Annotated in this window: 16 protein-coding genes and 1 tRNA gene; 6 read left to right on the top strand and 11 right to left on the bottom strand. The window is 59.4% G+C overall.

Going from position 1 to position 16801, the window contains the following annotated elements; translation table 11 throughout:
* Positions 1-5 precede the first annotated feature (5 nt).
* From M9955_05375 to M9955_05335, 9 genes are all read right to left on the bottom strand, one after another.
* Positions 6-884 carry a branched-chain amino acid ABC transporter permease gene (locus M9955_05375; GenBank protein MCO5081074.1) on the bottom strand — a complete coding sequence of 293 codons (879 nt, stop codon included), beginning with the start codon at positions 882-884 and terminating at the stop codon, positions 6-8.
* A gap of 8 nt (positions 885-892) precedes the next feature.
* Entirely contained in the window at positions 893-1648 is a 756-nt protein-coding gene (locus M9955_05370; protein ID MCO5081073.1) for an ABC transporter ATP-binding protein, read from the bottom strand.
* Positions 1645-2649, bottom strand: a complete 1005-nt coding sequence (locus M9955_05365) for a branched-chain amino acid ABC transporter permease (GenBank protein MCO5081072.1) — start codon at positions 2647-2649, stop codon at positions 1645-1647. The genes M9955_05370 and M9955_05365 overlap by 4 nt, the downstream gene beginning before the upstream one ends.
* Entirely contained in the window at positions 2618-3355 is a 738-nt protein-coding gene (locus tag M9955_05360; protein MCO5081071.1) for an ABC transporter ATP-binding protein, read from the bottom strand. The genes M9955_05365 and M9955_05360 overlap by 32 nt, the downstream gene beginning before the upstream one ends.
* Positions 3352-4470 (bottom strand): ABC transporter substrate-binding protein, encoded by a 1119-nt coding sequence (locus tag M9955_05355; protein ID MCO5081070.1) that lies wholly within the window; start codon positions 4468-4470, stop codon positions 3352-3354. Before M9955_05355 ends, M9955_05360 begins: the two co-directional genes overlap by 4 nt.
* A 283-nt stretch (positions 4471-4753) precedes the next feature.
* The gene (locus M9955_05350; protein ID MCO5081069.1) at positions 4754-5776 is read right to left on the bottom strand and encodes an IS110 family transposase; all 1023 of its coding nucleotides are present in this window, start codon (positions 5774-5776) and stop codon (positions 4754-4756) included.
* 116 nt (positions 5777-5892) lie between these two features.
* On the bottom strand, positions 5893-7440 hold the full coding sequence (locus M9955_05345; GenBank protein MCO5081068.1) for a hydantoinase B/oxoprolinase family protein: 1548 nt from the start codon (positions 7438-7440) through the stop codon (positions 5893-5895).
* 12 nt (positions 7441-7452) lie between these two features.
* Positions 7453-9528 carry a hydantoinase/oxoprolinase family protein gene (locus tag M9955_05340; protein ID MCO5081067.1) on the bottom strand — a complete coding sequence of 692 codons (2076 nt, stop codon included), beginning with the start codon at positions 9526-9528 and terminating at the stop codon, positions 7453-7455.
* Between the two features lie 377 nt (positions 9529-9905).
* Positions 9906-10817: a VOC family protein gene (locus M9955_05335; protein MCO5081066.1), complete on the bottom strand. Its 912-nt coding sequence runs from the start codon at positions 10815-10817 to the stop codon at positions 9906-9908.
* Positions 10818-11022: 205 nt separating this feature from the next.
* Between M9955_05335 and M9955_05330 the strand changes: the two genes are divergently transcribed.
* Entirely contained in the window at positions 11023-11784 is a 762-nt protein-coding gene (locus tag M9955_05330; protein MCO5081065.1) for an SDR family oxidoreductase, read from the top strand.
* Positions 11785-11909: 125 nt separating this feature from the next.
* On the top strand, positions 11910-12728 hold the full coding sequence (locus tag M9955_05325; protein MCO5081064.1) for an IclR family transcriptional regulator: 819 nt from the start codon (positions 11910-11912) through the stop codon (positions 12726-12728).
* Between the two features lie 311 nt (positions 12729-13039).
* On the opposite strand, the gene M9955_05320 is transcribed toward M9955_05325, so the two are convergent.
* Positions 13040-13114, bottom strand: a tRNA-Gly gene (locus M9955_05320).
* A 333-nt stretch (positions 13115-13447) separates the two neighbouring features.
* Here M9955_05320 and M9955_05315 point away from each other — a divergent pair.
* From M9955_05315 to M9955_05300, 4 genes are all read left to right on the top strand, one after another.
* Positions 13448-13963, top strand: coding sequence for a prolyl-tRNA synthetase associated domain-containing protein (locus tag M9955_05315; protein MCO5081063.1), 516 nt, complete (start codon positions 13448-13450; stop codon positions 13961-13963).
* A gap of 66 nt (positions 13964-14029) precedes the next feature.
* On the top strand, positions 14030-14992 hold the full coding sequence (gene trxA, locus M9955_05310; protein ID MCO5081062.1) for a thioredoxin: 963 nt from the start codon (positions 14030-14032) through the stop codon (positions 14990-14992).
* 86 nt (positions 14993-15078) lie between these two features.
* Complete coding sequence (locus M9955_05305) at positions 15079-15747, top strand: LON peptidase substrate-binding domain-containing protein (protein ID MCO5081061.1); 669 nt, start codon at positions 15079-15081, stop codon at positions 15745-15747.
* 67 nt (positions 15748-15814) lie between these two features.
* On the top strand, positions 15815-16036 hold the full coding sequence (locus M9955_05300; protein MCO5081060.1) for a Trm112 family protein: 222 nt from the start codon (positions 15815-15817) through the stop codon (positions 16034-16036).
* 32 nt (positions 16037-16068) lie between these two features.
* On the opposite strand, the gene M9955_05295 is transcribed toward M9955_05300, so the two are convergent.
* Complete coding sequence (locus M9955_05295; protein ID MCO5081059.1) at positions 16069-16800, bottom strand: ATP-binding cassette domain-containing protein; 732 nt, start codon at positions 16798-16800, stop codon at positions 16069-16071.
* Position 16801: the final 1 nt, after the last annotated feature.

The raw sequence follows: 16801 nt of genomic DNA, 5'->3' as shown, positions 1-16801 counted from the left end.
AGTTGTCACCGCGAACTGCCAAGCAGTCCGGAGGGGCGGAAGAAGAGGAAGAGGAGGAGCAGGGACAACGCTGCGACGTTTCTGGAGCCTGCACCGAGTTCGAGGATCGCCATCGACTGGATGAGGCCGAGTGCAATGCCACCGAGAAAGGCGCCGAGCGGCCTGCCGAAACCGCCGATAATGGCGGCAATGAAGCCGGAAATCGCGAAAGGCACGCCCATGTTGAAGGCTGTGTACTGTGTGGGCGTCAGCAATATGCCAGCAACCGCACCGAGCACAGCGCTTAGCGCGAAGGCGAGCGTCAGCATCAGCGATACCGGAATGCCTTGGAGTGCGGCCGCCTCAGCATTAATCGAGACTGCCCGCATGGCTTTGCCGATAAGTGTGGATTTGAAAAATAGACCGAGCGCCACGACGATTAGTACCGAACCCACCATGATGAGGAGTGACTGGAAGTTGATCGCCACCCCGCCGAGCATGACAGGCGGTAGGTCGCTGATGGTGGGCAAAGTCTTGGGCTGGTCGCCGACAAGAAAGAAGGTCAGACGCTCGATGACGATTTCGGCGGCGAGCGTCGCTAGGATCATCACGAACATTGGGGCGTTGCGTTTCCAGAGTGGCCGTACCACCAATCGCTGAAGGCCCGCCCCGACGGCGGCTGTCACGACAACAGCGCCGATCGCTGCAAACAGATATGGCCAATGGAACCGGTCCATTAAGACGTAGGTGATCATCCCGCCCAGCATGACGAAGGCGCCCTGGGCGAAATTAACGATACCGCTGGCATTGTAGATGACGCAGAAGCCGATGCCGATCAGGCCGTAAACACAGCCGATGCTGATGCCGCTGACAAGACTCTGGAAGATGAGGTTGAGACTGTCCATGGCGATCCCTATCCGAGATATGCCGCGATCACCGCGGGATCTTTCTTGACCGTGTCAGGCGTGCCATGGGCAATCTTGCGACCATAGTCGAGGACTACGACGTCATCGGCGATGCCCATCACCAGCTTCATATCGTGTTCAATGAGCAAGACGGCGGTGCCATCACTGGCGATCCGGCGGATCGTCTGCGCCAGCCGCTCACTTTCCTCCGCGTTAAGTCCAGCCGCTGGCTCATCGAGCAATAGAACTTGCGGCCTGGCAGCGAGCGCACGTGCGATCTCCAGAAGTCGCTGCTGCCCGTAGGGGAGTACAGATGCCGGGCTGTCCTTCACCTCTCCCAAGCCGACGAAATCGAGTAACTCCGCCGCACTGACATCGACGTCACGTTCGGCCTTGCGGAACCAACCGGGCCGCACAAGCGCGGCGAGGAGGCCGCCTTTGGTCTGCAGGTGGAAACCTACCTTGACGTTTTCGATCGCAGTCAGGTCCCGGAAAAGCTTTACGAGCTGAAAGGTGCGGATCAGGCCACGCGCCGCCTTGGTTGCGGGCTTCAACGGCGTAACATCCTCGCCGCCTAAAAAGATCGTGCCTTCACTCAACGGAAACGTGCCGGCAATGATGTTGAAAAGCGTTGTCTTGCCGGCGCCGTTCGGGCCGATGACCGCCGTCACGCCCTTTGACGGTACGGAGAAGCTGACGTTGTTGAGCGCGACAAGCCCACCGAAACGTTGCGTCGCGTTCCGGACTTCGAGGATTGCGTTCATTTCGCCCTCCGCGCGTCGAGAGCGTTTGCTAGACCCGCCAAACCTTTGGGCGCGTAGATCAGAATCAGGATCAATGCGACGCCATAGGCGAGGTCTTGGCTGTCGCGCAAGCTGCGGAAAAGTTCAGGCAGCAGGCTGACAATCAGTGCACCGATGATCGGGCCGACGACCGTGCCGAGACCGCCGATATAGACCATGGCGAAGGCTTGGACGACCATGTGGAGGCCGAAAACTTCAGGACTGACATAACCAACAACATGGACGAAGAGCGAACCGGAGATACTGGCAAGAACCGCGGCAAGCAGGAAGGACAGCAGCTTGTATTGGGCGACATTAATGCCGAGCGCACTCGCCGCCTCTTCGCTGCCGGCAATCGCCGCGAAAGCGCGACCAAGCCGCGATCGGCGGATGTTGGTGATGGCGAGTGCAACCAGGATTACGATTATCGATAGTGTGACCAATATTTGGCGATCGCTCACCGCCTCGAACGGCCCTATGCCGAGTGGCGGGATGCCGGAAATACCGAGATAGCCTTGCGTCACCGGCTCCCATTCGACGGCAATCTCATATGTGATAAGGCCAATGGCGAGCGTCGCCATGGCAAGGTAGTGGCCCTTAAGGCGCAGCGTCGGAAATCCGATCAGGAAAGCAATGACCAGCGCTAAGGCGATTCCCACGACCATCGCTGGAACGGGCATCCATTCATAGGTCGTTGTCAGCACGGCGGACGTATAACCGCCAATCGCTGCAAAGGCGCTTTGCCCGAACGACACCTGCGCTGTCAGGCCCATGAAGATGTTGAGCCCCGACACGAAGACGCTGTAGATCAGCGCGAACGCGATGACGGTTGAAATATATCCACCAAAAATCACCGCGTAGCCGACAATTAGTATGCAAATGACCCAAATGCCGATCGTGGCGAGCGGGCGGGAGCGTTGCAAGGCTGTGCGGTCAGTGATCATGGCGGCGTCAGGTGAAGTAATACTGGGCGAGTTCGTCATGCGATTTCACCTCGCGGGGATCGATCGTTGCCACGATGCGACCGAGGGAAAGAAGATAGGCCCGGCGAGCAAGCTTCAACGCGAGTGGTGCCTTTTGTTCGACTAGCAGCACTGGCAGACCGCTCGCGCTCAGTTGGCCAAGCGTATCGAGGATTTCGTCGGTGACACGAGGAGCGAGACCGAGCGACGGCTCATCGAGCAGCAGCACCTTCGGATCAGCCATCAAAGCGCGGCCAATTGCGACCATCTGCTGTTCGCCGCCCGACATTGAGCCTGAGACCTGTGTCAGCCGCTCCTTGAGTCGAGGAAAAAGCTCGAAGACATGTGCCAAGCGCCGCTGAAACTCATGCCGGTCGCGACCGATCCTGTATGCACCGAGCTCAAGATTCTCGTAGACGGTCATCGGACCGAAAATGCCGCGCCCTTCCGGCACCAGCACCACCCCCCGACTCGCCGCTCCGACGGGGTCGCGGCGTGGCAGGCTGCTGCCCAAGAAGCGGACGTCGCCCCGATTAGGCACGAGCCCCATGATCGCGCGAAGAAGCGTCGACTTTCCAGCGCCGTTCGGACCGAGCACCGCAACGAGTTCGCCTTTTCCGATATGGATATCGGCGCTCTTCAGGGCTTCGACGTGATCGTAGTTGGCACTCAGTCCCTTCAATTCGAGAACCGGACCGGCCGTCTGTTGGACAGTCGCGGTTGTCATTTGGCGATCCTTACCTTGCCGTCGATGATCTGGGCGATCACGAAGGGATTGGTCGAGATGCCTTGATGTTGGTCGGCCGAGAAATCGTAGGTGCCGGTCGTGCCCTGAAAGCCGGTGATCTTCTCTAGATTGTTGCGTACTGACGCACCTTCGAAAGATTTTCCTTTTTCGATGGCCTCCGCAGTTAGCATGATGCTGTCCCAACCGCGGGAGGCCCAGTTCGGGTCGCGGGCGCCGAACTTTTCACGCCACGGTTTGAGGAAGTCTCCGATCGCAGTCTTCAGTGGCCCGTCAGGATAGGCATCATAGACCTGCGACGGTGAAGCGACGAAGAAGAACTTGTCGCCCAATACCTCTGCGACCGGCTTGAATACAGCGAGGTCTTCCAGGCTCGTGAGCAGCAGCATATTCGAGCCGAGCTGCTTGAGGTTCTTGGCTGCGGTCAACGTCGTCCCGCCAAGGCCGATCTTGATGACTGCTCCCGCGCCGGCAGCCTGCATTTTGCTGAGTTGAACGCTGAGGTCGGCATCGTCCTGCCGATAGGCCTCGACCGATACGACTTCGATGCCGTATTTCGCCGCAACCTTTTGCGCGACATCTTTCTGCAAGAGCGCGTAGGGCGTCGGGTCATGGAGCACGCCGACCTTGCGGACCTGGGTCTTGTCGCGCAGATACTCCAACCGTTTTTCGACCTCGAAGCCCGCCGGCGGTACAGTAGTGAACGCCCAGGTGACGTCGCGTTTCTGCGACGGCAGAATTGAGCAGAGGATCATCGGAAGCTCAGCCTTCGCCAACATGGGAGCTGCGGCGGTATTGCCGGCTGATACGCAGCCACTAGAGAATATGTTGACTTTATCCGAATTCACCATCTTCCGATAAACGGTGACGGCCTCCTGCGGATTGGATTGGTTGTCTTCGACAATCACCTCCAGCTTTCGGCCCAGGACGCCGCCCTTGGCGTTGAGGACGTCGACGGCGGTTTGCACGCCGTCGACCCATGCCCGATCGACAGTTGCAGCATAACCCGTCAGGCCAGCCGAAATGCCGATTTTGTAAAGGTCCTCAGCTTCAGCAGCGCCCGCCATGGCAAGTATCAAGATGATACCGGTCACCATTCGTTTCCCTGCTCGAAACATGACTTTCCTCCCATGTGTGGACGGCCCGTGGAATGCAAGACTCTGTATCGATGGGATCGGTCAGGTTCAGTCATGTGTCCGGCCTTTTATCGTGGCATTGTAGCCACTGGCCCTGATGAAGTCCGCGGATGGAGAGCCAATCAATTTGTCGAGCTCAAGGCTCTGGGGGAACCTAGGCTTTGCTCCATCCCCGGTCCAACCGGTTCGCCATCATTACTCAGTCCTTCATTCCTCCGGTCGACGATTGCCGAGCCGGATTCCTTCAAACGGCTGCGTGCCGGTAAGTCTCCTCTCTTCTCAGAAGAGCCCACGCGACGCGGGCGGTCTTGTTGGCGATCGCTACCGACACCATGCGTGCCGGTTTGCGCTGCAAGAGCTTCGCGATCCACGGGAATGATGGAGCATCAATGCGCGCTCGTCGTATGACGGCAGTGGCGCCGACTACCAGCAATCGTCGGATTGTCCGATCGCCCTGCTTGCTGATCCGCCCTAGCCTCTCCTTTCCGCCACTACTATTTTGTCGCGGCGTTAAGCCAAGCCAAGCCGCGAACTGTCGCGCTGATTTGAATTCCTCGGCATTCCCAACCGAAGCCGCGATTGCGGCCGCCGTGAGAAAGCCGACGCCTGGGATGGTCATCAGCCTCCGAGCGGCAGCTTGGTCCCGGCACCACTGCATTATGGTGCGATCAAGCTCGGCGATCTTATTGCTCAGCTCTTCTAGCTGCATCTGAATGTGCTTGAAGGGTTGCCACGACGGTTCAGGAAGATGGTCTTTCGCGACGTGTAAGGCTTCGAGAGCAGCTTTCAGCCCGAACTTTCCTTGAGGCGTGATGATACCGAATTCGGCCAAATGGCCTCGGAGTGCGTTGATCAGAGCCGTTCTCTGCCGCACAAAAAGATCTCGGGTCTTGTGCTGCATAAGAAGAGCCTGACGCTCGCAATTTTTCACCGGTACGAAGCGCATGGTTGGACGGGTGACTGCCTCGCAAATCGCTTCGGCATCTGCTGCATCGTTTTTCCCGCGCTTCACATACGGCTTTACATATACCGGAGGCATAAGCTTCACATCGAAGCCCAAGGCACCGAGTTCCCTCGCCCAGTAATGTGAAGTCGAACAAGCTTCCATGCCGACGAGGCAGGGTGGCAACTGCTCGAAGAAATGCAGGAGCTGATTTCGGCGAAGCTGCCGCCGGACAATAACATTGCCGACGTCATCGATAGCATGAACTTGAAACACGTTCTTGGCCAGATCCAGGCCGACGACAGTGATCTTCTCGAAAGTCATGACACGGTTCCTTCTCTGAGTTGCGCAGAATGATCTTAGCATCTCGCGCGACGGGTTCGGAGGGCCGTCCACATCATCAATTTGGTTTTGGATTGCTGCGCTTCCTGAAACGTGCCTTAGACAGGCGCGCCGAAACCTCCGCCTCCCGGCGTTTCGAGCAGCACCTGATCACCCGGCTGCATGGTGAGCTTGCGCGCTTCACTCACCGGCTTGCCGTTGACCAGGAACCGGCCCGACGCGCCGGGCAGTCCGCCGCCGATGCCTTCCGGTCCATTGTTGAGGCGGCTCGGCACTGCATTCAGCAGCCAGGGCTGGTCGGTCCGCATATGGAAGCCGATCGACTGACCTTCACCACCCCGAACCCGGCCTTCACCGCCAGACCCGTGGCGCAGCTCCTTCTGGTCGAAGACGATCGGCATCGCCGCTTCAAGAATCTCGATCGGCACGGCCGCGACGCCCGTCGGATAGCAAGTGGCACTCGGGCCAGGCTTCTCCGCCCGCGCACCCATGCCGCCGGAATAATTGAACATCGATGACGTGAAGGACTGGCCGGCTGCATTCTTTCCCTGGATCTGGATGGTCCAGACTGCACCCGATCCCTCAGCCAGAACCTGCTTCGGAATTACCTGGTAAAGCGCCTTCAGGATCGGCATCGGCACATACATACCGACGACGTGGCGTGCGTTGACCGGTGCTGGATATTTGCAGTTGATGATCGAACCTTCCGGTGCCCGCACTTCGATCGGCGCCAGGCTGCCATAGTTATTGGGCAGCTCCGGATTGAGGCAACTGCGGATCGCGAATGTTGAATAGGCATGAGTGTAGTTGAGTACTACGTTGATGCCGGTAGAGGTCTGCCATGACGAGCCTTCGAAATCGACGATGATGCTGCCCGCCTCGCTGTCGACGGTCACGGCCGTCTTGAGCGTGATGATTTCACCGCCTGGCACATCGAAGCTGGATTCGCCGTGATAGGTGCCCGGCTTCAGCTTACGGATCGCCGCTCGCGTCGCTTCCTCGGAACGGGCGATGATTTCGTCCGACAGGAGTTCGATATCCTCGACGCCCTGACGCTCGCAGAGCGCGATTAGATGCTCGGCCGCCGCCTGGCCGCTGGATACCTGTGCCGCAAGGTCGCCGAACACCGCATCCGGGGTTCGCACGTTGCGACGGATCATGGCGCTCAGAACGGGATTGGCGACACCGCGCTCATAGAGCTTGAGCGGCGGGATCCAGAGGCCTTCCTCGTGGACATCGCGCGCGCCGGCACCGATGCCGTAGCCGCCGATATCCGTATGGTGGATGGTGGAGCCAATATAGGCGATCAGCCTGTCGCCGTTGAAGATTGGCGTCAGCACGGTGATGTCGAAGAAATGCCCCGCTGAGAGCCAAGGATCGTTGGTAATCAGGACGTCCCCCGGTTCGCAGCGGCCGGCAAACTCCTTCACCAGATGGGCGCCGGCGAAGGCCAGTGAATTGATATGGCCCGGCGTGCCGGTATTGGCCTGCGCAACCATACGGCCGCGCTGGTCGAACAGCGCACAGGCAAGGTCGCCCGCTTCGCGGACGATCGGCGAAAAAGCGATGCGCTGTAGCGCCTTGGCGCGTTCGGTTACGATCCCGATGAGGTTCGACCAGAGAATTTCAAGTTCAACGCCGTCCATGGCCGATACTCCTCAGTTGATCTTCGTTTTTTTGGTCGCAATGATGCAGCCAACACTATCGATGGTCGCCGTCCAGTTCGGTGGAATGGCGGTTGTGGTCTCACGCTCCTCAATGATCAGCGGCCCTGCGACCGATTGACCGACAGCGAGATCCTTGCGGTCGTAGACCGGCACCTTTTCATCGTCTTGCCAGGCATGGACCGGCCGATACGCCTTCGGTTGGCCAGGCGCGCGCGCCGGTTGTCCCGCAGGATGGAAGCGAATGGCGGGACCGTTGACGACAATGCGCCACGAGACGATTTCGACGGGGACATGGTTCGGATTGATGCCGTAAAGCGTCTTGTAGGCATCCTCGAACAGAGCCGCGAGCGCCGCGATATCGCGGGTCTGGCGCGGATCTTTGTTGAAAGTCACGGTTACTTCATGCTGCTGGCCGAAATAGCGCATGTCGGCACCGACATGAACCTCGATTTCCGAGGGTTCGCAGCCGGCTTCCATCAGCGCCATACGGCCTTCTTTTTCGAGTTCGCTGAGGAGATTGGCGGTACGCTCCCAGTCAATCGAATCCAACCGCACGAGATTGGAACGCACGAGATCGAGACGAAGCGGCGTGACCAGCGTTCCAAAAGCTGACAACACGCTTGAGCGCGGCGGCACGATGACCGAGGAACTCTGCAACAGTTCGGCAACGCCGCAGGCGTGCAAGGGACCGGCACCGCCAAAAGCGAAGAGCGGCAGGCCGCGGTAGTCAACACCACGGTCCGTAGCATGCGCCCGGGCCGCCGAGGCCATCGCCTCGGTGACTACGCGATAGATGCCGCGGGCAGCTTGCACCGGCGTTGTATTGAGGCCGTCGGCAAGCTTTTGCATGGCACGTTCGGTTGCGGGTTTATCGAGCTGCATGTCGCCGCCGAGGAAATTCTCGGCGTCGATCAGTCCCAGCACCAGGTCGGCGTCGGTAACCGTCGCTTCGCTGCCGCCCCGACCGTAGCAGGCAGGGCCTGGGTTGGAACCCGCGCTTTCCGGACCGACCTTCAGGAGGCCAAGTTCATCGACATAGGCGATCGAACCGCCGCCGGCGCCGATTTCGATCAGGTCGATTGAGGGCACTGTCACCGGAAGGCCGCTGCCTTCCTTGAAACGGTAGCGACGGTCGACCTCGAATAGTCCGGTCACCAGGGGCGTGCGGTTTTCGATCAGGCAGGCCTTGGCGGTTGTGCCGCCCATGTCGAAGGACATTAATCGGTCGATGCCGAGTACTTCGGCGTAGTGGCAAGCGGCGAGCGCACCTGCAGCCGGACCGCTCTCGATCATGCGCACCGGATTGCGGCCGGCAGTCTCCGCGCCGACAACACCGCCGGAACTCAACATGATGAGCGGCGTGTTGGAAAAGCCTTCCGTGCGCAGCCGGTCGCTGAGCCGACGGAGATAGGGCTGAGATATCGGCATCGTATAGGCATTGACTGCCGCAGTAGAGGCACGCGGATATTCGCGGATCTGCGGAGCAACATCCGAGGACGTGCAGATAAAGACATCGTTGAGCAACCGCGACAGCTCTCCTGCCACCAATGCCTCATTGGCCGGGTTCACAAAGCTGTTGAGAAAGCAGATCGCTACCGACTGAGCGCCGCTCTCGCGAATTTCTGCTGCAAGCATCTCGATGTCGTCGTCGGACGGCGCAGCCAGCACGGTTCCATCCGAAAGCGTACGTTCGGCAATGCCGAAGGTCAGCCCTTCCGGCACCAGCGGCGCGGGAAACTCGATTTGCGGATCATACATGTCGTATCGATGCTCATTGCGGATCGCGAGCACGTCCCGGAAGCCCTTGGTCACCACTAGTGCGGTCGGTGGCCCCTTCCGCTCAATCAGGGCATTAGTGACCACGGTGGTGGCATGCACGACGACACCATCCACCGCATCGGGCGAGATGCCGGCATTGGCCAACACGGCGTTCACTCCGCCGAAGAAGCCTTTCAACAGATCGTCATGCGTGGTGAGAGTCTTGTCGACCGTCAGATGGCCGTCCGAATTGCGCAGCACGATATCGGTGAACGTGCCGCCAATATCCACCGCCAAAGAATAGGTCATGAGTTACTCCTCCGTCCAAGTTATTCGAAGATTCACAGTCATTCAGCCGGAATCCCATCAAGTTGTTCGATCACAGAATCTGCGAGAAACAATTGAATCTCTCTCTTGATTTTATCTAATCGACATTTTCACTGTTACAGTTGAAGCTTTGCGCCGTCATAACATTTGATTAATGTAATAAATCCGTCCGCTACAGTTTGATCATTGCTGCACGCCTTCCGCGGCAGAAACTTCAGTGTGGATGGTGGCAAAGATTGCCAGCGCAGAGCCCTTGCACCCCTTACTTGCATGCAAGTGGCTAACTACACGGCCGATCACTGACCTGATCGGCCGCGCTTCAAATTGCTCAAAGTGCGTGTGGTACAGCTCAGTTGAACTTACGTACCGGTCTCATAGAAGGGAGGAGGCGGGACCTCGCCCCAGCGGGCCAGCAGCGTCTTCAAAGGATATTTCTCTTTATCCAGATCAGAGAAGAATCGCGGTTCCCAATGCTCCCAGGACCGCCCCTCATCCAGATAAAGCTCGACACGATTGCCGGCCGGATCCTTCACATAGATGAAGTACATACCTGACGGTGAATGCGCGCCTGGACCAACCTCCACCGGGTAGTTGAGGTCAGCGAATTGGTCCAAAGCACGCCTCAGATCATCCGGCCCAACAACGCGGAACGCCACATGGTGAAAGAAGTTACCGCCGGCCATGATGGCAAGATCATGGTGTTTGTCGGACACACGCGTCCAGTAAGCTAGGGGCGTGCCTCCAATATCGGCGCGGTCACTAAGCTGGAAACCGAGCCCGTCCATATAGTAACTCCGGGCCTGTTCAAGCGTGTCCTTGTAGTTGATATTGAGATGATCGATCGCATGCACGCTTATGCCGCGATACGGCTCGGGACGCGGCGCCGACATCGGCAGGCGATCAGTATAGACCATGCGATGACCGCCCTGATCGATCACTTCGATGGCATTCGTAATGCCCGGAAGTGTATCCCGCGAAACTGCTTTCACCGACAAACTGTGTTCGCCGGCAACCCGGGCAATCTCCTCGAGGTCCGCAGCTTCCGGTACTTTCCACAAACCGAACTGCAGGCCGGGTCGATCGGAGCGATATAGCGCGAGCGTATAGGCCTTTCGGTCCCGCTTGGCGCGCATGAGGATGCAGCTCTCGCTTTTGTCCTCGATCTGTAACCCAAGAATGTCCGCGTAGAAGCGGATTGTTTCGGTCCAGACATTTGACGGGACCCTGATGCCCACTGCCCCGAGATGCTCGACCTTCCTGTTAATCAGCACGATTGGCTCCTCCCAAAGTTGTTCATAGTTAGCTTTTTGAGTTTCGTATTACGAAACACCGGTTACGGAATATAGAACTAAGCGACTCTGAAATGAGTTGTCAATCTCATATTTTCAGAATTGACAATCCGAATTTCCTTTTTCAGTATGATTTTCGTTTCGCATAGCGTAACAGATGTTCCGTTTAATTTTAAGGGAGATAAGGATGCGTCACGCAGACAAAGTCGCAATCGTCACCGGCGCTGCTCAGGGAATTGGGCTGGCAATCGCCAAGAAGCTCTCGCAGGAAGGCGCCTCCGTCGTCCTGGCCGACATTGATGCTGAACGAGGTCGCGCCGAGGCGGGCGGTATCGAGCGCGCAATTTTCCATCGCTGCGACGTCGGCGATGCGGCTGAAGCCGCAGGACTCGTGGATAAGGCGGTCGCCGAATTCGGGCGGCTCGATTTTTGCGTCAATAACGCGGCGATCGTCCCGGCCGGCGATATCTTCGAGATCGAGGACGATCGGTTCGACCAAGCGCTACGCACTAATCTGCGCGGCCCGTTCCTGGTGTCGCGAGCAGCAGCACGCGTAATGGTCGCCAACGGTGCCGGCTCGATCGTCAACATGTCGTCGGTGAGCGCATCGTTCGCCTCGCCGAAAATGATCGCCTACGGCATGTCCAAGGCCGGCGTAAACATGCTGACTCGGGCTCTGGCCTTGACGCTCGCACCATATGGAATCCGCGTAAATGCCGTGGCGCCGGGAACCGTCAATACCGCACAGGCGGCGCTTCTCATGACCGACCCCGCGTCCGCCGAGATGGTCTTGTCGCGCACTCCCATCGGGCGCTTGGCTGAGACGGCCGAGATCGCGGAAGTCGTTGCATTTCTGTTGAGCGAGCAGGCCTCGTACATTACAGGTCAAACAATCGTTGCCGACGGCGGGCGGACGGTGATGAATTTCACCATGCCCAAGCGCAGCTAGGATAAGGACTCACTCAGTAAACTGCGGGCCGCGCGAGCGTATATGTCCCGACATTGAGCGGGGTAACGTTCCGCGGTTACGCTGCGGCGCAAATAGTAAAACAGAGTGAATCAGGAGCGCACGTTATGGCTGTCAAGGAAACGACAGATAAGACAGAATCGGAGCAAGAATTGAATGGCGACGAGGTCCGCTCGGCGCTGCTCGCTTTTCGCGTTCTTGAGTATCTTGTCGAGGCTGGTGCACCTTGCAGCGTCACCGAAAGCGCGTTGGCTCTCGGTATAACGAAGACCAGGCTGTTCCGCTGCCTGCGCACCCTCATCGCAGCAGGGTACGTTGAACAAGATTCATCGAGCCGTTATGTGGCGTCGAGCCGCATATATTTGCTTGGTCAAGCCTATGCCAGCCATCGGAGCCTCTTGAGAGAGGCGCAGCCGCATCTTGAGATGCTAAGCCAGAGGACGCACCAGACCGCAACACTTTCGCAACTTGAAGAATCCGGGATGCGCATTCTTGGGATGGCGCGGACGCGCAATGCCATCGAGATCACCACGCGAACCGGCACGTTGATGCAGTTTCACAGTTCAGCTCAAGGTCTTCTGGGCCTCGGCTTCGGTCCGGAAAGATTGTTGGAACAGCAGCGTTGGGTAAAACTCGAACGCCTGACGGATCACACACTAACAGATTACGAGAGCTTGCTGCGACGTGTTGAGCAAGTGCGACGGCAACGTTGGTCTGTTTCGCCAGAGACGATGCTTGTAGGAATAAACGCGCTCGCTGCACCAATATTCGATCACGGCGGGCAACTCGTCGGTACAATCGCGATTGTGGGTTCGGTGCAATTCGTGCCACCTACACCATATCCTGAACAAATCGCGGCCGTTACCGAGGCAGCCGCACGGATCTCTCAGGCGCTGGGCTTCGAGCAGACACTCCACAATTCCTGAAAGAGAGGGCTCCACCTGAAGCCCTCCGTTCCTCTGTGAGAATGATCCGTTGAGCCGTGCAAGCGACCGTCAGTGTCGTTTGTGATGCGGTAGTATGCCACGTAGCGGCTTTCATAAGCAGGCACCGCGCTGACCATAGCTATGGTGCGGCCAATCTTTCAATTGCAAATGATGGCCGAAATCGCGCCTTGGTATCCGAGAATACCCCTTCGCCTGCTTACAAGATGCTTACACAACGCAGCCACTAAGATCATGTAAGCAAAAAAGCTCCGCACCGTGCTTTCTAAGCTATTGATTTAACTGCGAGAAACTGGAGCGGGCGAAGGGATTCGAACCCTCGACCCCAACCTTGGCAAGGTTGTGCTCTACCCCTGAGCTACACCCGCTCGCGCGGCGCCAGCGCCGCAAGCCGCGCCTATATGGCCGAAGAGCTGGATGATTGCAATAGGAAAACAAGGCCATTTTCTGCCCTAGCGTAAGGGTGGGTGCAAGGCTTCCAGACGCGCGGCAATGCCGGGTGTGGCAACCTGGGGCCAACTCGGGGCGAACCGCGACCAGGCGGCGCAGCATACACGTGCGCCATGATTGCGGCTGGAAGGCGTTACGGCGAAGGTTGCGACGTCTTTGAAGGCAGATTCGCTGTCGTGGCCAGGCACGAAGGTTGCGGTGCGTGGCAATTCCGATTAGGCGTGACTTCGTTATTTCCCGCCCGGATCGCCATGCCCGCCAGCCCAGACGACCTTTTCGCCCACCTCCGCGACCTCGGCATCGAGACGACCACCGTCTCGCATCCGCCGCTTTTCACCGTCGCCGATTCGCAGGCGTTGCGCGGCAAGATCGAAGGCGGGCATACGAAGAACCTTTTTCTCAAGGACAAGAAGAATAATTTCTTTCTGATCACTGCGGACGAGGAGGCCATGGTCGATTTGAAGTCGATCCATGGCGTGATCGGCGCGGCGAGCCGCGTCTCCTTCGGCAAGCCGGAAGCGCTGCTGGACCTGCTGGGTGTGACGCCCGGCGCGGTGACGCTGTTCGGGCTGCTGAACGACAAGGCAAACAGAGTGGCCTTCTTTATCGACGACAATCTTCTCGTTCATGATGTCATCAATGCACATCCGCTGACCAACGTGGCGACGACGTCCATCCGGACGGAAGACGTGAAGCGCTTCGTCGAGTCTACCGGCCACGCCTTCAACATCCTGCAAACCGCCAACATCTTGAAAACCGGCGGCTGATCGCCACATGCTGGCTCGCGGGCGGCGACCCGCGCCAGCTGACCATCGAAGCGGAACGACACGACCATGGCCATCGACGACAATCCCTATCGTAGCGCCGGCGGCGGGTATGCGCCGAGTGTCCAGTTCGGTGACGCCGCTCCGGCCAATGCGCCCGCAGGGCTGATCAAGGACACGACGACGGCCGCTTTCAGCACGGATGTCATCCAGGAGTCGCGGCGCCAGCCGGTTCTGGTCGATTTCTGGGCGCCGTGGTGCGGGCCTTGCAAGCAGCTGACGCCGATCATCGAGAAAGCGGTCAATGCCGCCGGCGGACGCGTCAAGCTGGTCAAGATGAACATCGACGAACATCCTTCGATTGCCGGCCAGCTCGGTATCCAGTCGATCCCCGCCGTCATCGCCTTCAAGGATGGGCAGCCTGTCGACGGCTTCATGGGCGCGCTGCCGGAAACGCAGGTGGCGGCCTTCATCGAGCGCGTCGCGGGCAAGGGCGCGCCGGGCGGACAACTGGCCGACGCGCTGGCGGCCGCAAAGGAGGCGCGTGAAGCCGGCGACGCGCAGACGGCGGCCGACATCTATTCGGCGGTGCTGGAACAGGCGCCCGACAATGTCGACGCCATTGCCGGGCTGGCCGAACTCCTGTTCGAAGCCGGCGATTCGACGGCAGCGGAACAGATCCTCGCAACCGCCCCGGACGATCCGAAGGCGGCGTCGGCTCTGGCCGGTATCCGCTCCAGGATCGCGCTGGCGGCGGAAGCCGCCGAACTCGGCGACGCGGCGGAATTCGAGAAGCGGCTCGCCGCAAATCCCGGGGATCACGATGCGCGCTTCGATCTGGCCATGATCCAGAACGCCAGAGGCGATCGCATGGCGGCGGCGGAAAATCTGCTGGAGATCGTCAGGGCCGACCGTACCTGGCGCGACGATGGCGCACGCGCGCAACTGCTGAAATTCTTCGAAGCGTGGGGCATGGCCGACGATGCGACGCTCTCCGCGCGCCGCAGGCTGTCGTCGCTGTTGTTCTCGTAAAGCCGGGAACGGCGGTCGGTCGCCGCAGGACGCTTGAGCTTTCGGCGCGGCGCCCCATCTTTTTCGGGAGACCGGAGGAGGCCACGGTGCAGGCCGGGAACGTATTCTACAGACAGGTCGAGGATATTCCGCGCACGATTCCGGTGTTCCCGCTCACCGGAGCGCTGCTGCTGCCGGGCGGGCGACTGCCGCTGAACATCTTCGAGCCGCGCTACCTGCAGATGGTCGATGAGGCTCTGAACGATTCCCGGCTGATCGGCATGATCCAGCCGCGTCTCGACGGCTCCCGGCGCGCCGACGACGAACCCGAGCTTTGCGATGTCGGCTGCCTCGGCCGCCTCACGTCGATTTCGGAGACGGGCGACGGGCGCTATCTGATCATGTTGCACGGCGTCGCGCGCTTCCGGGTCATGGCCGAACAGCCGACGGACAAGCCCTATCGGCTCTGTTCGATTCTTCCCTTCGCAGCCGATCTTGCCGAAAACGCCGGAGAGGAGATCAACCGGACCGGTTTGCTCAAGGCGTTGAGGGCCTATCTCGACGCCAACAAGATGGAGGCTGACTGGCAGAGCGTCAGCCGCGCCGAGAATGCCACGCTGGTCAACGCGCTGTCCATGATGGCGCCCTACGGACCGGCGGAGAAGCAGGCGCTGCTGGAAGCGCCCGACCTCAAGACGCGCGCGGAAACTCTCATCGCCATCACCGAAATGGAGCTGGCGCGCGGTGACGAAAGCTCGGGCAATACATTGCAATAGCGGATACGGAGGCTGACAAAGCCGATCATACCCGGCTAATGTCGCCGTAGACGGCCGCGGCGTGACCATGGAAAACCGAGAGACCGCTCACAGGATCGATCGCCGATTTCTCGAATTGCTGGTGTGCCCGCTGACCAAGGGGCCGCTGCAGTGGGACGCGACGCGGAACGAACTGGTGTCGCGGCTGGCCAAGCTCGCCTACCCCGTCCGGGACGGCATCCCCATCCTGCTGCCTTCAGAGGCGCGCGCAATCGATCCGGATGCCGAGACGCCGTCGCCTCGGGGATAAGGCGACGCGCAAAATCCTGAATGCGGCCGGTCCTACAGGACCGTATGGATTTCCTCGATCGAGGTGTCGCCGATGCGCTTGTCCAGCACGATTTCGCCGCGTGCCATGGCGACCACCCGGTCGCAGCATTCGAAGACATGATGCATGTTGTGGCTGATGAAGATGCCGGTGATGTTCTGCGCCTTCAGCCCGCGCACGAAGCCGATCACCTTGTTGGTTTCCTTGACCGAGAGGTGATTGGTCGGTTCGTCGAGGATCATGACCTTGGACTTGAAGTGCATGGCGCGCGCGATCGCCACGCCCTGCCGCTGGCCGCCCGACAGTTCGCCGACCAGCGCGTCGGGGGATCTCAGGTGAAGGTCGACGTCCGCGATGGCCTTGATGCTTTCCTCGCGCATGCGCTTCTGGTCGAGGATGCCGATCCCCATGACCGACGCCTTGATGGGTTCCCGGCCTATGAAGACATTGCGGGCGATGGTCATGGTCGGCACCATGGAATTGTACTGGTAGATCGTCTCGATGCCGCGGTTCATCGCGTCACGCGGGTTGGAAAAGCGGACCTCCTGCCCCTCCAGTCTGATTTCGCCGCCGTCCGGCTTCTGCGTACCGGACAGGATGTTGATGAGCGTGGATTTGCCGGCGCCGTTGTCGCCGACCAGTCCGAGCGCCTCGTTGGGATAGATGTCGAGAGACACGTCCTTCAGCGCATGGACGCCCGAATACCATTTCTCGAGATTGCGGATCTGGATGATGGGGCTCGTCATC

Source organism: Rhizobiaceae bacterium (assembly GCA_023953845.1).
Classification (GTDB): Bacteria; Pseudomonadota; Alphaproteobacteria; order Rhizobiales; family Rhizobiaceae; genus Arvimicrobium.
The sequence above is the reverse complement of the archived record's forward strand: the minus strand, read 5'-3'. Positions and strand labels throughout refer to the sequence as shown.

Bases quoted from the DNA above. Each gene is read 5' to 3' on its own strand.
- M9955_05375 (MCO5081074.1), bottom strand. From the start codon at position 884: ATGGACAGTCTCAACCTCATCTTCCAGAGTCTTGTCAGCGGCATCAGC.
- M9955_05370 (MCO5081073.1), bottom strand. From the start codon at position 1,648: ATGAACGCAATCCTCGAAGTCCGGAACGCGACGCAACGTTTCGGTGGG.
- M9955_05365 (MCO5081072.1), bottom strand. From the start codon at position 2,649: ATGACGAACTCGCCCAGTATTACTTCACCTGACGCCGCCATGATCACT.
- M9955_05360 (MCO5081071.1), bottom strand. From the start codon at position 3,355: ATGACAACCGCGACTGTCCAACAGACGGCCGGTCCGGTTCTCGAATTG.
- M9955_05355 (MCO5081070.1), bottom strand. From the start codon at position 4,470: ATGGTGACCGGTATCATCTTGATACTTGCCATGGCGGGCGCTGCTGAA.
- M9955_05350 (MCO5081069.1), bottom strand. From the start codon at position 5,776: ATGACTTTCGAGAAGATCACTGTCGTCGGCCTGGATCTGGCCAAGAAC.
- M9955_05345 (MCO5081068.1), bottom strand. From the start codon at position 7,440: ATGGACGGCGTTGAACTTGAAATTCTCTGGTCGAACCTCATCGGGATC.
- M9955_05340 (MCO5081067.1), bottom strand. From the start codon at position 9,528: ATGACCTATTCTTTGGCGGTGGATATTGGCGGCACGTTCACCGATATC.
- M9955_05330 (MCO5081065.1), top strand. From the start codon at position 11,023: ATGCGTCACGCAGACAAAGTCGCAATCGTCACCGGCGCTGCTCAGGGA.
- M9955_05325 (MCO5081064.1), top strand. From the start codon at position 11,910: ATGGCTGTCAAGGAAACGACAGATAAGACAGAATCGGAGCAAGAATTG.
- M9955_05315 (MCO5081063.1), top strand. From the start codon at position 13,448: ATGCCCGCCAGCCCAGACGACCTTTTCGCCCACCTCCGCGACCTCGGC.
- trxA (MCO5081062.1), top strand. From the start codon at position 14,030: ATGGCCATCGACGACAATCCCTATCGTAGCGCCGGCGGCGGGTATGCG.
- M9955_05300 (MCO5081060.1), top strand. From the start codon at position 15,815: ATGGAAAACCGAGAGACCGCTCACAGGATCGATCGCCGATTTCTCGAA.
- M9955_05295 (MCO5081059.1), bottom strand. From the start codon at position 16,800: ATGACGAGCCCCATCATCCAGATCCGCAATCTCGAGAAATGGTATTCG.